The sequence below is a fragment of the Plantactinospora solaniradicis genome, assembly GCF_042658085.1.
GTDB lineage: Bacteria > Actinomycetota > Actinomycetes > Mycobacteriales > Micromonosporaceae > Plantactinospora > Plantactinospora solaniradicis.
The window spans coordinates 74,995-93,802 of sequence record NZ_JBHSPR010000017.1 but is presented as its reverse complement, the minus strand read 5'-3'; the positions used below and the strand labels follow the sequence as shown (position 1 = coordinate 93,802).

19 protein-coding genes and 1 riboswitch are annotated in these 18,808 nt (G+C 70.7%); of the genes, 8 read left to right on the top strand and 11 right to left on the bottom strand.

What is annotated here, in order from left to right; genetic code table 11:
* Positions 1–45: 45 nt before the first annotated feature.
* Both ACFP2T_RS20110 and ACFP2T_RS20105 read left to right on the top strand, forming a co-directional pair.
* On the top strand, positions 46–813 hold the full coding sequence (locus ACFP2T_RS20110) for a beta-phosphoglucomutase family hydrolase (RefSeq protein ID WP_377424072.1): 768 nt from the start codon (positions 46–48) through the stop codon (positions 811–813).
* Positions 814–871: 58 nt separating this feature from the next.
* Entirely contained in the window at positions 872–3,244 is a 2,373-nt protein-coding gene (locus ACFP2T_RS20105; RefSeq protein WP_377424070.1) for a glycoside hydrolase family 65 protein, read from the top strand.
* A gap of 33 nt (positions 3,245–3,277) precedes the next feature.
* Here ACFP2T_RS20105 and ACFP2T_RS20100 read toward each other — a convergent pair whose 3' ends face one another.
* The 7 genes from ACFP2T_RS20100 to ACFP2T_RS20070 form a co-directional block, all read right to left on the bottom strand.
* On the bottom strand, positions 3,278–4,306 hold the full coding sequence (locus tag ACFP2T_RS20100; protein WP_377424069.1) for a coiled-coil domain-containing protein: 1,029 nt from the start codon (positions 4,304–4,306) through the stop codon (positions 3,278–3,280).
* Positions 4,307–4,309: 3 nt separating this feature from the next.
* A riboswitch (cyclic di-AMP (ydaO/yuaA leader) is annotated at positions 4,310–4,440 on the bottom strand.
* A gap of 420 nt (positions 4,441–4,860) precedes the next feature.
* Positions 4,861–5,082, bottom strand: a complete 222-nt coding sequence (locus tag ACFP2T_RS20095; RefSeq protein WP_377424500.1) for a transposase family protein — start codon at positions 5,080–5,082, stop codon at positions 4,861–4,863.
* A gap of 220 nt (positions 5,083–5,302) precedes the next feature.
* A complete protein-coding gene (locus ACFP2T_RS20090; RefSeq protein ID WP_377424067.1) occupies positions 5,303–5,728 on the bottom strand; it encodes a hypothetical protein in 426 nt (141 codons plus the stop codon).
* A complete protein-coding gene (locus ACFP2T_RS20085) occupies positions 5,703–6,362 on the bottom strand; it encodes a hypothetical protein (protein ID WP_377424065.1) in 660 nt (219 codons plus the stop codon). Before ACFP2T_RS20085 ends, ACFP2T_RS20090 begins: the two co-directional genes overlap by 26 nt.
* Entirely contained in the window at positions 6,359–6,619 is a 261-nt protein-coding gene (locus ACFP2T_RS20080; protein ID WP_377424062.1) for a hypothetical protein, read from the bottom strand. Before ACFP2T_RS20080 ends, ACFP2T_RS20085 begins: the two co-directional genes overlap by 4 nt.
* 17 nt (positions 6,620–6,636) lie before the next feature.
* Positions 6,637–6,900 (bottom strand): hypothetical protein, encoded by a 264-nt coding sequence (locus ACFP2T_RS20075; protein WP_377424060.1) that lies wholly within the window; start codon positions 6,898–6,900, stop codon positions 6,637–6,639.
* A gap of 187 nt (positions 6,901–7,087) precedes the next feature.
* Positions 7,088–7,315, bottom strand: a complete 228-nt coding sequence (locus ACFP2T_RS20070) for a winged helix-turn-helix domain-containing protein (RefSeq protein WP_377424058.1) — start codon at positions 7,313–7,315, stop codon at positions 7,088–7,090.
* A 387-nt stretch (positions 7,316–7,702) separates the two neighbouring features.
* On the opposite strand from ACFP2T_RS20070, the gene ACFP2T_RS20065 reads away from it, so the two are divergent.
* The 3 genes from ACFP2T_RS20065 to ACFP2T_RS20055 are packed head-to-tail and all read left to right on the top strand — an operon-like array spanning position 7,703 to position 10,343.
* Positions 7,703–8,014 (top strand): DivIVA domain-containing protein, encoded by a 312-nt coding sequence (locus ACFP2T_RS20065; protein ID WP_377424056.1) that lies wholly within the window; start codon positions 7,703–7,705, stop codon positions 8,012–8,014.
* Positions 8,011–8,277 carry a hypothetical protein gene (locus tag ACFP2T_RS20060; protein ID WP_377424054.1) on the top strand — a complete coding sequence of 89 codons (267 nt, stop codon included), beginning with the start codon at positions 8,011–8,013 and terminating at the stop codon, positions 8,275–8,277. The genes ACFP2T_RS20065 and ACFP2T_RS20060 overlap by 4 nt, the downstream gene beginning before the upstream one ends.
* A complete protein-coding gene (locus ACFP2T_RS20055; RefSeq protein ID WP_377424052.1) occupies positions 8,274–10,343 on the top strand; it encodes a hypothetical protein in 2,070 nt (689 codons plus the stop codon). The genes ACFP2T_RS20060 and ACFP2T_RS20055 overlap by 4 nt, the downstream gene beginning before the upstream one ends.
* Positions 10,344–10,365: 22 nt before the next feature.
* Here ACFP2T_RS20055 and ACFP2T_RS20050 read toward each other — a convergent pair whose 3' ends face one another.
* On the bottom strand, positions 10,366–10,572 hold the full coding sequence (locus ACFP2T_RS20050; protein WP_377424049.1) for a hypothetical protein: 207 nt from the start codon (positions 10,570–10,572) through the stop codon (positions 10,366–10,368).
* Between the two features lie 216 nt (positions 10,573–10,788).
* Here ACFP2T_RS20050 and ACFP2T_RS20045 point away from each other — a divergent pair, with 216 nt between their 5' ends.
* The gene (locus ACFP2T_RS20045) at positions 10,789–11,454 is read left to right on the top strand and encodes a dienelactone hydrolase family protein (RefSeq protein WP_377424047.1); all 666 of its coding nucleotides are present in this window, start codon (positions 10,789–10,791) and stop codon (positions 11,452–11,454) included.
* A 38-nt stretch (positions 11,455–11,492) separates the two neighbouring features.
* The gene (locus ACFP2T_RS20040) at positions 11,493–12,188 is read left to right on the top strand and encodes a TIGR04222 domain-containing membrane protein (protein ID WP_377424045.1); all 696 of its coding nucleotides are present in this window, start codon (positions 11,493–11,495) and stop codon (positions 12,186–12,188) included.
* Positions 12,189–12,196: 8 nt separating this feature from the next.
* On the opposite strand, the gene ACFP2T_RS20035 is transcribed toward ACFP2T_RS20040, so the two are convergent.
* From ACFP2T_RS20035 to ACFP2T_RS20025, 3 genes are read right to left on the bottom strand one after another with little or no spacing between them, the layout of a single operon-like run.
* Complete coding sequence (locus tag ACFP2T_RS20035) at positions 12,197–12,991, bottom strand: FAD:protein FMN transferase (RefSeq protein WP_377424499.1); 795 nt, start codon at positions 12,989–12,991, stop codon at positions 12,197–12,199.
* A 40-nt stretch (positions 12,992–13,031) separates the two neighbouring features.
* Positions 13,032–13,526 (bottom strand): FMN-binding protein, encoded by a 495-nt coding sequence (locus ACFP2T_RS20030; RefSeq protein WP_377424043.1) that lies wholly within the window; start codon positions 13,524–13,526, stop codon positions 13,032–13,034.
* A 34-nt stretch (positions 13,527–13,560) separates the two neighbouring features.
* The gene (locus ACFP2T_RS20025; protein ID WP_377424042.1) at positions 13,561–15,102 is read right to left on the bottom strand and encodes a ferredoxin reductase family protein; all 1,542 of its coding nucleotides are present in this window, start codon (positions 15,100–15,102) and stop codon (positions 13,561–13,563) included.
* A 599-nt stretch (positions 15,103–15,701) separates the two neighbouring features.
* On the opposite strand from ACFP2T_RS20025, the gene ACFP2T_RS20020 reads away from it, so the two are divergent.
* Positions 15,702–18,803, top strand: a complete 3,102-nt coding sequence (locus ACFP2T_RS20020) for an AfsR/SARP family transcriptional regulator (RefSeq protein ID WP_377424039.1) — start codon at positions 15,702–15,704, stop codon at positions 18,801–18,803.
* Positions 18,804–18,808: the final 5 nt, after the last annotated feature.

Below are 18,808 nucleotides of genomic sequence, written 5' to 3'. Positions count from 1 at the left end.
GCGTGCCCAGGTGCCGGTTGGTGGGGGTGCGGATAGGTTGTATGGGTGTTGGGGCTACCCGCGCAGGTGACCGCCTGCCTGTTCGACCTGGACGGTGTGCTGACCCAGACCGCCCGGGTGCACAACGCGGCCTGGGCGGAGACGTTCGACGACTTCCTCCGGCGGCGCGCGGCGGAGACCGGTGAGCCGTTCCGGGCGTTCGAACCGGGGGACGACTACAACCGGTACGTGGACGGTCGACCCCGCGCCGACGGGGTTCGGACCTTCCTCGCCTCGCGGCAGATCGTCCTGCCCGAGGGGAAGCCCGACGACCCGCCGAGTGCCGAAACCGTGCACGGGCTCGGCAACCGGAAGAACGTTCTGCTGCTCCAGGTGATCAAGCGGGACGGCGTGCAGGCGTACCAGGGGTCGGTGGACTACCTGCACGCCGCGCAGGCGGCCGGGCTGCGCCGGGCGGTCGTCTCGGCCAGCGCCAACGCCGGTGACGTGATCGCGGCGGCGGGGCTCGAGCCGATGGTGGAGGTCCGGGTGGACGGTGTGGTGGCCCGGGAACGGGCGCTGCGCGGCAAGCCCCGTCCGGACACCTTCCTGGCCGCCGCCGACCAACTCGGGGTACGACCCGAGCAGGCGGCGGTGTTCGAGGACGCGCTGGCCGGCGTCGAGGCGGGCCGGGCCGGGAAGTTCGGGTTCGTCGTCGGGGTGGACCGGGTCGGCCAGGCCGACGCGCTGCGCGAACACGGCGCCGACGTGGTGGTCCGGGACCTGTCCGAGTTGCTACCCGGTTCGGTGCCACTGGCGAGGGAACAATCGTGAGTGCGAGGAGTGGGCCGGGTCTGCGAGTCCCGCGGTCACGAACCGAAGGCGAGAACCGATGATCAGGGAACGGGCGTATCCGGTCGAGCCGTGGCACGTCCGGGAGACCCGGCTCGACCTCGACGTGCTGGCCCAGTCCGAGTCGGTGTTCGCGCTCTCCAACGGGCACATCGGGCTGCGCGGCAACCTGGACGAGGGCGAGCCGCACGGCCTGCCCGGTACCTACCTGAACTCCTTCTACGAGCTGCGTCCGCTGCCGTACGCCGAGGCCGGATACGGGTTCCCCGAGTCCGGTCAGACGCTCGTCAACGTCACCAACGGCAAGCCGATCCGGCTGCTCGTCGACGACGAGCCGTTCGACGTCCGGTACGGCGAACTGCTCCACCACGAGCGGGTGCTCGACATGCGGGCCGGCACCCTGCAACGGTCGGTCGAGTGGCGCTCGCCGGCCGGGCGTACGGTGCGGATCCGCAGCACCCGGCTGGTGTCGTTCACCCAGCGCTCGATAGCGGCGATCGAGTACCGGGTGGAGCCGGTCGACGGTCCGATGCGGCTGATCGTGCAGTCGGAACTGGTCGCCAACGAGCAACTGCCGACGCAGAGCCGGGATCCCCGGGTGGCGGCGGTGCTGGAGTCGCCGTTGCAGGCCGAGGAACGCCTGGTGAACAGCGACGGGGCCCTGCTGGTGCACCGCACCAAGGCGAGCGGGCTGCGGCTGGCGGTCTCGATGAGCCACGAGGTGCACGGGCCGGAGCGCAAGGTGGTGGGCAACGAGGCGTACGAGGACTGGGCTCGGACCACCGTCACCTGCGTACTCAAGCCGGGCGAGCGGCTGCGGATGGTCAAGTACGTCGCGTACGGCTGGTCGAGCCGGCGGTCCCGGCCGGGGCTGCGCGATCAGGTTGCGGCGGCGCTGGCCGGTGCCCGGTTCTCCGGCTGGGACGGGCTCTGCGCCGAGCAACGCGGCTACCTCGACACCTTCTGGGACGACTCCGACGTGCAGGTGGAGGGCGACCCGGAGGTGCAGCAGGCGGTCCGGTTCGGGCTCTTCCACGTGCTCCAGGCCGGCGCGCGGGCGGAGTTGCGACCGATCCCGGCCAAGGGCCTGACCGGGCCGGGGTACGACGGTCACGCGTTCTGGGACACCGAGACGTTCGTGCTGCCGGTGCTGACCTACACCCTGCCGTCGGCGGTCGCCTCGGCGCTGCGCTGGCGGCACTCCACGCTGCACCTGGCCCAGGAGCGGGCCAGGACGCTCGGGCTACAGGGCGCCGCCTTTCCCTGGCGGACGATCCGGGGTCAGGAGACCTCCGCGTACTGGCCGGCCGGCACGGCGGGCTTCCACATCGCGGCCGACATCGCCGACGCGGTCCGCCGGTACGTGCAGGCCACCGGGGACGAGCAGTTCGAGCGCGAGGCAGGGCTCGAACTGCTGGTGGAAACCGCCCGACTGTGGCGCTCGCTCGGCCACCACGACCGGCACGGCAAGTTCCACCTGGACGGGGTGACCGGCCCGGACGAGTACACGGCGGTGAAGAACGACAACGTCTACACCAACCTGATGGCCCAGCGGAACCTGCTGGCCGCCGCCGACGCCGCCGCCCGGCACGGCGAGCAGGCGTACCGGTTGGGCGTCGACGACGAGGAGACCGCCGCCTGGCGGGACGCCGCGAACGACATGCACATCCCGTACGACCCGGAACTCGGGGTGCATCCGCAGGTGGAGGGCTTCACCCGGTTCCAGGAGTGGGACTTCGCCGGTACGCCCCCGGAGCAGTACCCGCTGCTGCTCAACTATCCGTACTTCGACCTGTACCGGAAACAGGTGATCAAGCAGGCCGATCTGGTGTTGGCGATGCACTGGCGGGGGGACGCGTTCACCGACGAGGAGAAGGCGGCGAACTTCGCCTACTACGAGCGGCGCACGGTCCGCGACTCGTCGCTGTCGGCGTGCACCCAGGCGGTGCTGGCGGCCGAGGTCGGGCACCTGGAGTTGGCGCACGACTATCTGGGCGAGGCCGCCCTGATGGATCTGCACGACCTCAACCAGAACACCCGGGACGGCGTACACGTCGCCTCGCTGGCCGGCGCCTGGATCGCCCTGGTGGCCGGGTTCGGCGGGCTGCGGGACCACTTCGAGACGCTGGCCTTCACCCCTCGACTGCCGAGCCGGATCGACCGGTTGGAGTTCTCGCTCCGCTGGCGCGGGGTGCACCTGCGGGTGGACGTGCGGTCGCACGAGGCGACGTACGTGCTGCGGGACGGTGATCCCGACGACGTCATGGAGTTGCTGCACCACGGTGAGCTGCTCCGGGTCACCTGCAACAACCCGGTGACCCGGCCGGTGCCGCCGATCGAACCGTCCGGACCACAACCGGCGCAGCCGGCCGGTCGGGCACCGGTGCGACGGACCCCGGAGCACGAGCCGTAGGCCGACCCGGGCGCCGTCCGCCTCCGCCTCCGCCTAGAGCAGCGACAGGTGTACGTGGTTCGTGTGGTCGCTGGACGGGTCCCCGTGCGCACCGCCGTACGACTTCCAGCCGGTCGTCGGCAGCCAGATCTGCCGGTACCAGATGACGTAGAGCACGCCCAGCAGGTCGGCGTTGCGGACGAAGAAGGCGGCGAGGTTGTTGCCGTAGGTCCGGTCGGGTCCCTTGGCGTCCCCGCCGAACCCACCCGGCAGGGCGGAGAAGTCGCAGGCCCGGCCCTTGGGGTGCTCGTACGGCCCGCCGGAGCGGTAGCACGAGGTGAACCGGGTGAAGCCGGCCCGGCGGGCCTCGGTGAACGCGTGCAGCGTGCGTGGGCTGACGCAGCCCGGGGTGGTCGGATCGGGCTGGTTGCACGACTGCGGCGGCCAGGAGCCGTCGCTGTTGCGTGGCGCCGACCGGGCGACCGGTGAGTTGGCCACCACGAAGCCGCCGGTCGAGGCGCCGCCGACCAGCGCCAGCGCGCGTTCGGCCGCCTGCCTCTGCCGCAGCATGATGGAGAGCTGCCTGCGTTCCTCGACGACCTCGGCGTCGAGTGCCAGCTTCGCCCGGGCGGCCCGGTCCCGGGCCTGCCCCAGTCGACGCAGCGTGTCGTTGTCCCGCATGGCCACGACCTCCAGCCCCCGGGCGCGCTCCAGGAACTCGTCGGCCGAGCCGGCGTGCAGCAGCGCCAGCACCGGGCCGATCCGGCCGGTCTGGTACGCGTTGCGGGCGACCAGTTCGATCTGCGGCCTCAGTTCGGCTATCCGGCGCTCGACGCGGACGAGTTCGGCGGCCAGCTTCGCCTGCCGGGCCTTGGCGTTCGCCAGCGCGTTCCTGGCCTGTAGATAGCCTCGTCCGGTGGATTCGAGCACGTCGCGGAGCAGTGGCGTGTCGCCCTCGTCGCCGAGGGTGGCGGGGTTGTGTGCCGCCGCCGCGCCGGGTCGGGCCGCCGCTCCGGCGAGCGCGCCGACCGTGGCGAGCAGTGCCAGGACCAGCGGTAACCGCCGACGTCTGGATCCCGTCATGCATGTCCCTCCGTCGGCCGCCTACCGGGTTAGCTGACGGGTTCGGGACGGAACAAGTCCCTACCGCGGTCGCGGACTCACCCCACCTACCTGGGTCCCCGGCTCACCCGAAGGTGATTCGGCGGCGGTCGCGCCGGCACGGAGGGGACGCCACCGGGCGAAACCGGGGTCAGCTTACCGGACCAACCGGGTCAATGTGGTGGAAGTGAGCGGCCGGGCGTGGAAAATGCGCCTGGTTCGGGTGCCCCTACAACCCCGCCGTCCGATCAACTTTCGCTGCGGTGTGGGTCAGGCGAACGTTGTGGGGCTTGTGCGTCGACGTGGCACCCGGGGGGTGGCTTTCGTGGCGGCTGAAGGACCGAAGTTGACCGGCGCGGCATCAAACCCTCAACCAGATCACGGACCACGCGACCTGACAGCCGGTCGTCCATGGAGGGTCAAAGGGGCGTACGTACCGTTATCTCTCGATGACAGGAGGATGGGAATTGTCAGCTCCCCGCGCTAAAGGATGTCTCGCAACTCGGTGAAAGCGTTGCCTGGCAACGGTGCTGCCGTCACCCCGCGAGGATGATGTTGTGGAGGTGGGCGATACCGGAAGCGGTGTCGGCCAATGTGCGGGCGGCGCGGCGGTAGTCGCGAAGGATCTTGAAGCACTTCATCCTGGTCAGGGCGTGCTCGACCTGCGCTCGGACGGTCCGGTGCTGCTTGTTCAGGTTGGCCTTCCAGTCGGGTAGCTCCCTGCGCTTCGCCGGCTGGTGGAGCTTGAGCCGCAGCAGGCGGACTTGCTGGACAGGATCGTTGCCGGTCTGCAGATCGCCGTCGCGGACCTCACGGCTGCGGCTGTGTTCCCAGTGCCGGCTCGTAGGCCGCACAGAGAATCGTTCGAGCTGGAGACTGGTAGTGACCCTGACGCGCCAGGCCTGTTCTCCTCGCTTCCGTAGAAAGGAAAATTGCCAGGTACTCTTCTTGGACGTGAGGAAGGACTGGCGGAATTCCTTAGCTTTCGGCGAGCTGCTTGGCTCGGCTGAGCAGTGAATCCAGTTCGGCGTCGGAGAGGTTTGCCTCGACTAGGACCTTATGTACGGCGAAGGTTTGCACTCTGCCAAGCATCTCCGGCGGAGCCTCAAGATCCACCGAAGAGTCCAAGACTGCGAAGATGGCGTTCTCGGCCTGCCCGGCATCGATTTGATCGGCTACATCTGCGTTATCGGATCGCAGTTCGGCTACGAACTGCCTGATCGCACGGTCGTCACGCCTCCCGTCGAAATGTAGATCGATTGCGTAGAAGAAGGCGGCGCTTAGGAAAGCAGCAAATCCGTCCCAGCCGTCTTCGTTGAGTTGAGCTTCGATTCGATCATTTGCCGTGTAGTCATCCCGCACGAATGTGCGGATGTAATCAACTATCTGTGGCCTGATCTTCATTTGATCGTTTCCTCTCGCGACGCTTTCTTGCGCTTTGAACAGCCACTCTGGCCGCTAAGGCGATACCTGCAACTGCCAATACGGCATCCGCAATCGGGTGGCCGGACTTAGCTGTCTGTGGAGGCGACGGCGGCGGATGGCTTGGCGTTCCCGTGCTGGCCTGCGCGTCTCCCGGACGAATTCGGTCCTTGACAATCGAGATCGCTTCTCTCGCGGTCGCCTCGATCTTTTTCGCGCCTTCCTCGTGATTTGCGGCCGCCTGCGTAGCTTTCGTGTGGTACCTCGCCGCACGCGACTCTTGATCGGCTGCCTCTCTTACAAGGCGCTCGCCAGACGGCATTACGTCCGGAATCTCAGTGGCGGAGCCCGGAGCGATGGTGTTGATGTATTTGACGAGGTATTTCTGTGATTCGTTCAGCAGTCGGGCGATCTTGGCTGACTTGTCACTGGCTGTGCGCGCTTCAACCACCGCCGCACGGATGTCGCGGTGGTTGGTTCCTTTCGAGGCTTCTTCGTAGCGAAGGTGGGCCTCGTCGGCCTCGGCCTTCGCGCGAAGGGCTGTCACGACTGCGTTAGCCAAGTTGTCGCGTACGGCGAGCAGCTGGGCGACAACCGCAGCCATGTCGCCGCTCATCCGAGGGCTCGGACGTAGGCGTCCGCGTGCTCGACGGCAGCAGTAAACCGCCGAAGGGTTACTTCGACCTCACGTGCCAGTCCTGCCATCCCATCAAGCGCTTTCTGTGCATATTCATGCTCGCTGTCGTGGATGGTGACGCGAGCCAGGGCGTCAGCCTCTGCTGCCTCGGAGGCGGCCTGTTCTAAAATTTTCGCGCCGGCCTTAGCGGCGCGGCTGCCCGCGCGGATCGTCGTCTTGACGCCATCAATGTCCATCGCGGCCCGGCCCGATATCAGCCGAGGATGCCGATGTAGTCGCGCGCGGCCTGTGAGCTGCCTTGCGCAAGGGTGGCGGCCTCATCAAGGCGCTGCTTGCTCTGCTCAGCTCGGGCGATCGCCTCGCCGATCTTGGGATGACCGGTGCCGGCAGCGACGACACGGAGCCGGCTCAGCATCTGCTCAACGCCGTTCCGGGCCGCTCTGATCTGGTTAGTAGCGGTGTTGCCCTGCTCGGCGGCTTGGGCGAGCGCCGCCTTCACTTCCTCGATGCTGGCCATGTGGTCCTCCCCTGAACCCTGGGCGCAGGGCCGGAGACGGTGAACTGCTCAAGGTAAGCAGACTGCCGTCCCCCGCGCGTCTGCGTAGTCGGAGGAACACTATCGGAAGTCACTTGTAGACGCAGCCTCGCAGGGACAACCGTTCATGGAGCATCACTCGCTCAGGGTGATGCAGTCCAAGGAATCGCTATCGCCCTCGCTTCTCAGCTACGAACACGCCTCGACCGGGGCGGCCGACCAGCACGCCACGCTTTCGCAACCTGGCCACTGCCCGGGAAACAGTCGACATTGATACGTCGTACTGGTCGGCCAGTTCGCTGGTGGACGGGATCTGGGTGCCGGGTGGAAAGACGCCCTGATGGATGCGTTTAACAAGATCCTCGATCAGTTCGTTCATGGTCGGCGGGATAGGCACAGTTCGCCCCTTGCGGTCGATTGGCCTACCCAGTATCGATCGTGGTCCTCGACGCAGGCAACGCAGGTAACAATATTGACGGTGATTCCGTAGGTGACGTGCTTGACGTAGGTGACGTTGGGCTACTAACGTCGCAGACGGCGGTGGCGCGCCTCTTGCGGTCGGTTGGCACCTCCGCAGGGCAGTGCACTCGCCGGAGCACCAGGTTGGCAGCTACCTCATCCCCCGATCGCCAGCATTCCGCCCGGTCGTCAGTAGTCCGAGCGGCTACCCCGTTGCTGTACCGCCGATTGGGGCTGCGGCGGCGGGGTGGGGTGGTCCGGCCGGACCCGAAACGGCCGGGCCACCCCACCCACCGGACATCTCAGGAGAAAGGACGTACCCGACGTGCGACAACTCCTCCGGCGCATCCTGACAAGATCGAGAAAGGCCCGACGCTGGTACGCGGTGGTCGGTGGGTACCGTTCCGCGTCGTACCGGCCGATCCGGCCCTGGCAGGTGCGGGGCCGGCAGTTCACGGTCACCTGGCGCGGGCTGGATCCCGACGAGGTTGCCGCGTTCCTCGACCGGGTCGGCGACGACCTCGGCGGCGTCTACGCGGAGCTGGCCCGCAGCCGGGAGGAGACGGCGCGGATCAAGGACGCGTTGCGTCGGTGGCAGTCCAGCCAGGCGAGCATGCGTGAGATGGCCCGCCGATGACCATCAACCTGTCGCGGTACGTCATCCACCTGCCGATCGTCACCTCCGACCTGGCTCGGGCCCGCATCCTGGCGCGGACCGCCGCTCGGACGATGGCCTTTCTCGGCGCCGACGCGCGGGGGACCACCGTGTCGGAGGAGCACAATCAGGACGTACGCCATCGGGTGTTCTGTGGCCGGTTGATGGCCGACGGCCGGCGCTGCGGATTGCGGGTCGACCACGACATACCCTGCACCCGGCGGGTACGGCGGCGGTCGATATGACGGTGGTGGTCTGCGCCGACTGTGCCGGGTTGACGTTCACCCTCGACGACTGCCGGTGTATCTGGGGCGGCGACCAGTTCCTTGTCGACGAGCGGCGGCAGGGGAGCGGCGAGCCGTACCGGGAGTGCCTGCTCTGCCGGGGCGACGGCACGATCGCCGGCCCCTGCCAGCGCTGCGACCAGCGGGGGGAGATCCGGGCCCAGTTCGTGCTCACCGTGGTCAACGCCGACACCGGCGGGGTCGCGTCGGTCAGCGTCACGGCCGGTGCACTCGCACCACGACAGAGGTCGAACGAGCGCTGGGAACTCGCGCTCACCCCGGTCATCTCCGACCTTGCCGCCACCGTCGGTGCCACCGCACTGTCCGACATCTCCACCGGGTGGCGTCCGCTCGGCGACGAGTACGTCCTGCTTTCCCGCGAGTGGCGCCCCGACCTGCCCGCCGAGCGCCGGGACGCCCTGGTCGCCGCAGCCCTCACCACCTGTGCACACAACCCGTGGCGGGTCTTCCACGGTCGTAGTGTCGCCGCGCCGCCGCCCGACCTCGACGCCCGGCTCGCCAAGCTCTGCCGGCTCGCCGACCAGCTCTTTCTCGACCTGGTCATCGAGGCCCGCGATTCCGGATACGGTCGGCTGTACTGGGACATCCGCTACGAGACGCCCGGCGTCGCCGTATTACCGGCAACCTCGCGGGTACGCGGCGACGATTTGCCGGCAGCCGTCGCCGCAGTCTCGGTCGCCGACGCCTTCGACGGGTTCGAACCGCACGGCCTCGACGCCCCCGCGCACTATCTCCGGGCCGGCGCTGCGTCACCCGACCTCCCCGAACCCGTCGACTGCGACCAGGTCGAGCGGCGGATGGTCCGCGACTGCGACGGTCGGCCCGGCGCGCAGGCGATCTGGCGAAACGGCCGGTGGTGGCATACCTCGCTGCGCCCCGACCACGTCGTCGAGACCCTTACCGACGAACCGACCGGTCAGGTATCCCGCCGGGTCACCACCGCCCTGGTACGCGGTTGGGAACCGCCCTCGCCGGACTGGCTCGGTGAGCCGATTCCGTACCACGACTGTCCCGACTGCGATCCAGGCAGCCGGCTCCGCGCCTGCTACTGCACCCTCGGCGGCAGCCCGGCCAACCCGTCGTGCGACCGCTGTGCCGGGGCCGGCGCGAGCGCCCAGCACCTGTCCTGCCACACCTGCGGCGACAGTCGGCGGGTGTATCACGGTGCGGTCGTCACCGTGACCGATCTCGCCGGCCGGGTGGTCCACGAGAACTGGGTTCATCGGCAGCCCGGAAACGCACGGGTGGACGCACCACTCGTCGCGACCCAGCCCGGCGGCAAACCCGTCGTCCAACTGCCCGAACGGTACCGGCTCGCCCGCCTGGCCTGGCGGCTCGACCAGCGTCCGGACGACCTCATCGAACTCGACGGCGGCCACCAGCTCAGCCAGGACTTCCGCGACGGCATCGTCACCCTGCGCCATCCCGGCGACGACCCGCTCGCCGAGCAGATCGCCCTCGCCACCCGTGGTCGCCCCGGTGGCCGGCTGGTGCTGGCCGCCCGGCCGGCGGACGCGCCGCCGCTGACCGAGTTGATCGGAATAGCCCTCGGTCTGCACCTGGCCATCGCGATCACGGTGCAGGACCACCGACTGGAAGCTGACAACCCGTTGCGGGTGCACGGCCAGCGGTGGAACGTGGAGATCATCGCCGCAGACCCGGCCGCTCCGCTTACCGACCTGCCGCTGCACCGGAGCCTGCCGGCGGCGGTCGCTGCCTGTGTGACGTACCTCGAAGTGGCCCTCGCCGCGACCGTGCCCGACGATCCGCACCAGCCGATCCCGGTACCGCAGACCCTACGGCCACGCCCGGTCGACGACCCGGGCCGGCTCATCGCGCGGCTCGGGCATCACCATCCCGGCAAACCGGTCACCGTACGCTTCGACCGTGCCGGCTGCACCGTCCACCTGCACGAGTACGGCACCACCCAACTGCTGGCCAAGGCGGTCACCCTGGCTGCGGCGGTCAGCGCGCTCGGATTGCCCGTGACGGACCACCCCCACTGACAGGAGCCGCCTCCCAGACGGCCTACCGGTCGCGCGGGTCTTCGGTGTACCGGTCGCCGCTGGAGGGCAGTCCGGTCGAGTCGCGCGGCGGCATCCGGCGGGGATCGTCGATCGTCCTCGCCTTGGCCGCCTCGTCCGTCCACTCGCTCAGATCGGGGGTCTGCTGCTTGGCGGCATCGCCGGTGCTGGACTGGGAAGACTTCGACTTGCCGGATTTCTGGCGGGCCATAACATCCCTCACGTTCGTCGGCCGGTTGGCGGATTGTCCGTCCGGTGGCTCTCGGGCGTCCGAGGGGCCTTCCCCGGGGCCGCACCGGCAAACCCGGCCGCCGGCGCGGCGACGGTTGACCCCGCCGACGGCGGGTATGGCCGACACCAGAGGCCGGTCCCGGCGTACCCGACCGGGGCGACCGGCCGCACCGGGAACAGGCAGGGAGGCAGCCGGATGGAGATCCGGACGACCGAGACGACGATTCCGACCGGGGGCGTCGAACTGACCGGTGACCTGGTCGTCCCGGCCGGTGCGCGCGGGATCGTGCTGTTCGCGCACGGCAGCGGAAGCTCCCGGCACAGCCCTCGCAACCGGCTGGTCGCCGACGCGCTGAACCGGGCGGCCCTGGCCACCCTGCTGGTGGACCTGCTGACCCGGGACGAGGAGGCGGTCGACGACCGGACCGGCGAGCTGCGGTTCGACATCGACCTGCTCACCGGTCGGCTCGTCGGCATCGTCGACTGGCTGGGCACCGGCACCCCGGCCGGGCCGCTGCCGATCGGACTGTTCGGTGCCAGCACCGGCGCCGCCGCCGCGCTGGCCGCCGCCGCATCCCGACCGGACCAGGTGTACGCGGTCGTCTCCCGGGGCGGGCGTCCGGACCTGGCCGGCCCGAACCTGCCCCGGGTACGGGCCAGCACGCTGCTGCTGGTCGGCGGGCTCGACGACGAGGTGCTCCGACTCAACGAACAGGCGCTCGCCGAAGTGGAGAGCACGGCGGAGCTGCGGGTCGTACCCGGAGCCACCCACCTGTTCTCCGAGGCCGGCACCCTGGAACAGGTGGCCCGGGAGGCGGCCGAGTGGTTCGGCGCCCACCTGCCCGGCCAACCGTCGAGGTAGCCGATAAAGGGGTGCGCGGGGGTTCCATACTGGAAGGTATGACGGACCCATCGGACGCCAGCACGACGGACCTCGGTTACCTGAGCGGCGGCGCGTGGGCCGCTGTCCGGACCGCACTGGTCAAGCTGCACGTCCGGGGTCTGGTGGTCGCCGACCGTCCGGGTGGGCTCCGCCGGACCGGTGTCCTGCCGGCCGGCGTGGAGCCGCTGGAACGCGCCCTGTTCGGCGCGCTCTACGGCTCGATGGCGCCCCGCGAGGTCGCCAACCAGCATCGTGTCCGGCGGGCCCTGGCCGAGCAGCGCGAGGGCCTGATCGGGCTCGGCCTGCTCCGCCCGGCCTGGCACCGGTTCCTGCTTCCGGCGATGCTGGTGCTCGTCCCGCCGATCCTGGTCGGCCGGCTGGTCGCCGGTGACCTGGTCGGCGTCGGCACCGGCCTGGTCATGGTGCTGGCGTTCGGCGTGGTCGCCAGTTGGTTCCTGCCCCGCCGGACCGTCAGCGGTGCCCGGCTGCTCCGCGCCGCCCGGCGCCAGCATCCGTTTCCCGTCGGCGGCGAGCCGAAGCTCGATCCGGGGCTGGCGGTGGCGCTGTACGGCGCGGAGGGAATGCTGACGACGGTGCCGCAGCTCGCCCGGGAGGGCGGCCTGCTCGGTGGCGGCCGCTGGTCCCGATTCCTCGGCGACTCGCCGCTGGACGGCTCCTCGTTGCCGGCGGGCGCCGCCACGGGCGGATTCTGACCGCCGCGCTACCCGATCCTGGGGACCGGCTGATCCACGAGGTCGGCGCGGCCTGGCAACGGTGGCCGTCCCGCCGGTTCGGCCGGCAGCACCGGAAAGCCGTCCGAGCGGAAACTCAGCTCGTCGGAGGTGACGATGCCGACCTCGTAGCCCGGCAGGTCGGCCAGCCACCGCAGCCCGGACTGCCCCATCGCCACCCCGGCGGTGGCGTACGCGTCGGCCCGGCCGAGATCCTTGCCGACCACGGTCACCGACGTCAGCCCGGTCGCCGGCTCGCCCCGGTACGGGTCGATGACGTGGAATCCCCGCTCGTAGGTGCCGGAGGTCGCGATCGCGAAGTCGGTGCTGCCCAGCACCCAGCAGACCTTGTCCGGCTGCCACGGATGCCGGACCCCGATCCGCCACGGTTCGCCGGGGCGGGGGCCGCCATGGGCCCGGATGTCCCCACCGGCGTTGATCCAGTGCGAGCGGCAGCCGGCGGCGAGCAGCCGGTCCGAGGCCACCTGCACCGACCAGCCCTTCACGAAGCCGGACGGATCGAACCGCCCGGTCGCGTACGCGTCGAAGTAGCCGTCGGTGTCCCGCCACAGGTCGGCACAGGCCTCGACGACCAGCCGCATGTCCGCGGAGCAGTCCGCCAGGGCCAGTTCACCCCGGTCGAACCGGTTGACCTCGCTGTCCTCCTTGTAGGTGCTGAACCGCTGGTCCACCTCGCGCAGCCAGTCGAAGACCTCCTCGGCCAGCTCCTCCAGCCGGCGCGCCGGAAGTGGATCGGTGAGCTGCACACTGATCGGCGTACCCATGATCTGCTCGACCCGGCGCAGCCCTGCGGCAGCCATCGGCTCAGGCCTTCGCCTTGTCGAGCGCCGACTGCAACGACGCCTTGTACGCGGCGCTGGTCAGGCTCGCCCCGGAGACCGTGGTTATCTTGCTGGCGCTCTGCGCGGCGAGCACCTGCTGGCGCAGCTTCGGGATGGCGTTCTCGTTGATCCCGGCGCTGGTCGGATCCTCGTCCGGGTAGTCGGCATCGACGTCCGACACCTTGCCGCCCTTGACGGTGATGGTGACCTTGATGGTGCCGTAGTCGTACCTGGCGCCGGCCCCGGCGAAGGTGCCGTCGCGCAGTCCGCTCGCCGGTGGCTTCTTCGCGGGCGGCGCGGTGGTCTTCTTTCCGGCCGGGGCCTTGGCGCTCGCCGTGGGGGTGGCGGCGGTCTCGTCTGCGGGCTCCTCCAGCGCGACCTGGGTGTCGGAACCTGAGGTCGGGGTGCCGAGCTTGGCGCCGATCAGCAGGGCGGTGCCGATGGCGGTGCCGAGTACGGCGAACGCGGCGCGACGCACGGGGTCTACCTCCGTAGGGGGTGGAGCGGAAGGATCAGAATTCGAACGGGTCGAGGTGCATCTGTCGACGGGGCACCCGGAGCTTGCGCATGGTGCGCATCGACACGTCCACCAGGCCGGGCGGTCCACAGAGGTAGATGTCCCGCCGACGTACGTCCGGGACCAGTTCCCGCATGCCCTTGGCGGTGAAGAGGTGCCGGGGCGCCGGGTCCTCCCGGGATCCGATGACGTACCAGACCTGGGCGTTGCGGGCCCGGGCCAGCCAGTCCAACTCGTCCCGGAACAGCAGTTCGTCCTCGCTGCGGGACCGGTAGATCACCACGGTGTGCTCGGGCAGGTCCTCCAGCAGCGCCCGGATCGGCGCGATGCCGCTGCCGCCGGCGATGAGCAGGGCCCGGGGTCGGATCGCGCGGTCGGCGGTGAACACGCCGGACGGGCCCTCGGCGAAGATCCGGGTGCCGGGCTCCAGGTACTGCAGGGACTCGGTGTGGTCGCCGACCACCTTGACGGTCAACCGCAGCCACTGCTCGTTCGGCGCCGCCGAGAGCGAGAACGGGTGCGCCTGCCACCAGCAGCCCTTGGTCAGGAACCGCCAGCGGAAGTACTGCCCCGCCCGGGCGTCGAGCTCGTCGAGCCGGTTTCCCGAGATGTAGATCGACACCATGTCGGGTGCCTCCGGGACGACGTCCTCGACCCGCAGCCGGTGCCGGACGTTGAACGCGATCGGGGAGATGATCCGTCCCCAGAGGACACAGCCGATGACGAAGAAGTACAGGGCCGCCCAGAAGTACCGGCCGAAGCCGGGCTTGGACAACTCCTGCCCGGTGGCGAACTGGTGGCCGTACCCGAACAGCAGCACGAGGTAGGTGCTCAGGTGCAGGTAGTACCAGAGCTCGTAGTTCATCATCCGGCGGATCGCCCGGATGGCGAGCAGGGCGATCCCGATCAGGATGCCGGTGGCCAGCGCCGCGCTGAGCATGTCCTCGTAGGTGTTCAGCAGCCGCCAGGTGCCGGCCACCACCGGCTCGTTGGTGAGCTTGCTGTAGCCGACCGCGATCAGTCCGGCGTGGGCGAGGATGGCGAGGAGCAGGAAGGCGCCGAGTTCCCGGTGCCAGATGAGCAGCGAGTGTGCCCCGATCCAGCGTTCCAGCCAGCGCACCCGGCTCATCAGCAACACCTGGGCGAGCAACAGGAAGCCGCCGACCATGCCGGTGAGCCGGCCACCGGCGATCAGGATGTCGGCGGTTGTGTTGATCGACCCGGACGGGGTGTTCAACCACCACAGCTCGACGCTGGTGGCCAGCGCCGACCAGAAGACGATGTGGAAGAAGAGCCGCCCGCTGCGGTCGTACGGCTCCACCTCCGCGGTTTCCCGGTGGCGGGCGGCATCCAGGCCGCCGCCGGGCCCGGGGCGGTGGTCCGGGGCGTCCTGGGCGTACGAACGCGGCTCACGGCTCCGCGTCGTCGTCGACCACCCGCCGTCCGACCGGGGTGGTTCGGGCGATGGATACGGCTCGAACTCGGGGTCGCGGCCCCGTCCCCCCGTCGGCCGGTCGTAGGGATCTTCGGACGACACCTTTGGCAGCAGACCCGTCACCCACTCGGTGAGCGGCTCCGCCGTATCGACATCCCGACGACGAGTCACGGACAAGGTGTACAGGTTTACCGCGCGGGAAACCAGTCCGAGCGGCCCGCTTAGCCGAGTCTTAAGAATCGCTTCGCGGTGGGCTAAGGAAGTCGGGCCGCGACGATCGAGGAAGTCGGACCGCAACGGGCCGGGAAGTCGGGCCGCAACGGGCCGGGAAGTCGGGCCACAACGGGTTGGGAGGTCGGGCCACAAGCGGCCGGGGAAGTCGGGGCCGCGCGGTGCCGCCCGGGCGTGCGCCCGGTCGGTCACCACGCCCCCCGTTGACCTGGCGGCCCGCCCCCCGACGGGCCGCCCTCACCAACCGGCCGGGTCCGCCGCTTCGGGCGGTCCCGCCTCCCCGTCGGCCGGTCCCGCCCCCCGTCGGCGGACCCGTCCCCCGTGCGGGCCTCTAGCAGCTTGGGCAGGTCCGCCACACAGTTGCCACACGGCCACACCACTCCGGGCGATTTGCGGGTCGGATCCCTGTTCGGGCCCGTAGTACGGTTTCATGTCCGTGATTTGCCGATGGCGGTGCGGGGAGACGGCGAGTGAAGTTCGGGGTTCTCGGGCCGCTGCGGGTCTGCGCGGACACCGGCGCCGAGCTGGTGTTGCGCAGTCGGCACCAGCGGACGGTGCTGGGCGCCCTGCTGGTCGGCGCCGGACAGGTGGTGACGGTCGACCGCCTCGTGGAGGCGTTGTGGGCGGACCGCCCACCGGCGTCGTACGCGTCGAACCTGCAGACCTACGTCTCCCGGCTGCGGGACCGGTTGCCGGGCGCGGCCATCGAACACCGTAGCGACGGTTATCTGCTCCGGGTCGACACCGACGACGTCGACGTGCTGGTGTTCCGGCGCGAGGTCGCCATCGGGCGGGCGGCACTGGCCTCGGGCGATCCGGTCACCGCCGCGGAGCGGTTCCGGCGCGGGCTCCGGCAGTGGCGGGGGCGTCCGCTGGCCGACCTCTCGGTGCCGACCCTGGAGCCCGAACTCGCCCGGTGGGAGCTTGAGCGGGTCGGCGCCCAGGAGGACTGTGTGGACGCCGACCTCGCCGCCGACGGCGACCTCGCTCCGGTGCTCGCCGAGCTGCACCGGCTGGTGGCCGAACATCCGCTGCGGGAGAGGCCGCACGGGCAGCTGATGGTGGCGCTGTGCCGTGCCGGCCGGCGGGCCGACGCGTTGGCCGCCTACCAGCACGCCCGCGAGACGCTGGTCACGGAGCTGGGCATCGAGCCGGGCTCGCAGCTACGCGGGTTGCACCAGGCGATCCTGCGTGGCGACGAGCCGTCGATCGCCCGGTCGCACCGGTCCGAGGCGGTCGCCCGGTCACCGTTTCCGGTCTGCCAGCTCCCTCCGGCGCTGCCGGGGTTCGTCGGCCGTACCGGAAGCCTCCACCGGATCGAGGAGCTGCTGCGGGCGGATGCCGGCGCGGTGCCGGTGGTCGCGGTGTCCGGCCAGCCCGGGGTGGGCAAGAGTGCCCTGGCGGTGGTGACGGCGCACCGGATCCGGGCCAGGTTTCCGGACGGTCAGCTCTTCGTCAATCTCACCGGCGCCTCCGCCGCGCCGCGTGATCCCGCCGCCGTCCTGGCCGACCTGCTGCGCGTGCTGGGCGTACCCGGATCGGCACTGCCACAGAACCTCTCCGCCCTCGCGGCGGCCTACCGGGCCCGGCTCGCCGACCGTCGGGTGCTCGTCGTGCTCGACGACGCCGCGACCGCCGCGCAGGTCAGGCCACTGTTGCCGGGCACGCCCGGCAGCGCCGTGCTGACCACGAGCCGTCGGCGGTTGAGCGGCCTGATCGACGCCCGGCACCTGCCGATCGGTCCCCTCACCGACGAGGAGGCGCGGGACCTGCTGGCCCATGTCGTCGGCCCGGACCGAGTGGCGGAGGAGCCCGGCCACGCGGCCCGGATCGCCGCCGCCTGCGGCAACCTGCCACTCGCGGTACGGATCGCCGGCACCCGGCTCGCCACCCGGTCCTGGCCGTTGGCGATCCTCGCGGACCGGCTCGACGACGAACGGCAGCGCCTCGACGAACTGGCCGCCGGTGACCAGCAGGTCCGGGCCAGTCTCGCGCTCAGCGTGCAGGCCCTCTCCCCGGCTACCCGGGAGGCGTTCGGCCTGCTCGGCTCGCTCGGGCCGGTCAGCTTCGCCGCCTGGGCGGTCGCCGAACTGCTCGACCACCCCGACGTCGACCGCGTACTCGACGAGCTGGTCGAGGCCAGCCTGCTGGAGGTGGACCGTTCGGTGCCCGGCGCCGAGCCGCGCTACCGCCTGCACGACCTGCTGCGGGTCTACGCCGAGGAACTCGCCGGCGCGGACGAGCCGGACCGGTCGTCGGCGGAGGACCGGCCGGCGTTCCGGGACGGCGGGGCGGTGGGGCGGCGGTCGCGGGCCCGGCGTCGGGTGCTGGCGGCGGCCACCGCACTCGCCGGGACCGCCGCCCGTGGACTGCCCCGGACCCTGACCTGGGCCCGTCTGGAGGGACCGCCGGAACCGGTCCGGTCCCGCCATGCCGTCGCCGACCGGATCGCCGTCGACCCGGTCGGCTGGCTCACGGCCGAACTCGACTTCCTTCTCGGCCTGCTCGGCCAGGCAGGGGACGGTGCCGCCGACCGGGACGCGATCGTGCTCGCCGGACGGCTCGCGCCCTTCCTCTGGGTACACGGCCACTGGACGAAGTTGCAGCTCGTCCAGCGGCTGGCCCGACAGTCGGCCGAGCGGTGCGGTGACGACCGGACGGTCGCGCGTACCGAGTTCGTCAGCGGGGTGCTGCGGCTGGCCCGGGGCGATCTGATCGGCGCCGCCGAGCGGTTGGCCAGCGGGCGGGCCCGGTTCGAGCGGCTCGACGACCGGCACGGCCTGGCCTGCCTGCTCAGTGACCAGGCGGTGCTGCACGACTACCAGAACCAGGCCGAGGACGCCGCGCGGACGGCGCGACGGGCGGTCGAGCTGTTCCGGGCCGAGGGCGATCCGCTCGGTGCCCTGCTGGCCGCTCCGGTCCTCTCCGCCGCGTACCGGGGACTGGGCCGGCTCGACGAGGCGCTGGCGGTGGACCAGGCGGCGGTGGAGGAGGCCGGTGAGCTGGGCGCCGCGGAGATCGTTACGGCCCGCTGCCTGAACGCGCTCGCGGTGACCCGGCTGTTGCGCGGCGAGCCGTCGCTCGCGTACGCCGCCGCGGAGCGGGCCGTGGACCTGCTCCGGACGGTGGGCGACCGGTACGTGCTGTTGGCCGCGCTGCGCCATCTCGCCTCGGCGGCGGTCTGCCTGGGCCGGCGTACGGAGGCGGTGCACCGGCTCCAGCAGAGTCACGACCTGGCGGTGCAGTTGGGGGACCGGCCGTGGGCCACCGGTCTGGCCCGGGACCTCGCGGTCAGTTGGATCGGCGAGGGGCGTGCGGCGGCCGCCGTCGAGGTGCTGCGCCGCTGCGCCGGGACCTTCGAGCAGATGAGCATGCCGTCGGCGCGGGCGGCGACCCTCGCCATGCTGGCCCGGGCGTACGACGAGGTCGGCGACTCCGACGCCGCGCGGGACGCCCGGTTCTGGGCGGACATCCTCAGCGATCCCCGGGACACCCGGACTCCCGCGCTGGCGAACATCGTGCTGCGGCTCGCCGACGCCCCCGGTCTGGTGGGCAGCCCGGGACCGTCCTGACCGGG

Bases quoted from the DNA above. Each gene is read 5' to 3' on its own strand.
- ACFP2T_RS20040 (WP_377424045.1), top strand. From the start codon at position 11,493: ATGACGGACCCATCGGACGCCAGCACGACGGACCTCGGTTACCTGAGC.
- ACFP2T_RS20045 (WP_377424047.1), top strand. From the start codon at position 10,789: ATGGAGATCCGGACGACCGAGACGACGATTCCGACCGGGGGCGTCGAA.
- ACFP2T_RS20075 (WP_377424060.1), bottom strand. From the start codon at position 6,900: ATGGCCAGCATCGAGGAAGTGAAGGCGGCGCTCGCCCAAGCCGCCGAG.
- ACFP2T_RS20085 (WP_377424065.1), bottom strand. From the start codon at position 6,362: ATGAGCGGCGACATGGCTGCGGTTGTCGCCCAGCTGCTCGCCGTACGC.
- ACFP2T_RS20050 (WP_377424049.1), bottom strand. From the start codon at position 10,572: ATGGCCCGCCAGAAATCCGGCAAGTCGAAGTCTTCCCAGTCCAGCACC.
- ACFP2T_RS20105 (WP_377424070.1), top strand. From the start codon at position 872: ATGATCAGGGAACGGGCGTATCCGGTCGAGCCGTGGCACGTCCGGGAG.
- ACFP2T_RS20100 (WP_377424069.1), bottom strand. From the start codon at position 4,306: ATGACGGGATCCAGACGTCGGCGGTTACCGCTGGTCCTGGCACTGCTC.
- ACFP2T_RS20035 (WP_377424499.1), bottom strand. From the start codon at position 12,991: ATGGGTACGCCGATCAGTGTGCAGCTCACCGATCCACTTCCGGCGCGC.
- ACFP2T_RS20080 (WP_377424062.1), bottom strand. From the start codon at position 6,619: ATGGACATTGATGGCGTCAAGACGACGATCCGCGCGGGCAGCCGCGCC.
- ACFP2T_RS20060 (WP_377424054.1), top strand. From the start codon at position 8,011: ATGACCATCAACCTGTCGCGGTACGTCATCCACCTGCCGATCGTCACC.
- ACFP2T_RS20090 (WP_377424067.1), bottom strand. From the start codon at position 5,728: ATGAAGATCAGGCCACAGATAGTTGATTACATCCGCACATTCGTGCGG.
- ACFP2T_RS20055 (WP_377424052.1), top strand. From the start codon at position 8,274: ATGACGGTGGTGGTCTGCGCCGACTGTGCCGGGTTGACGTTCACCCTC.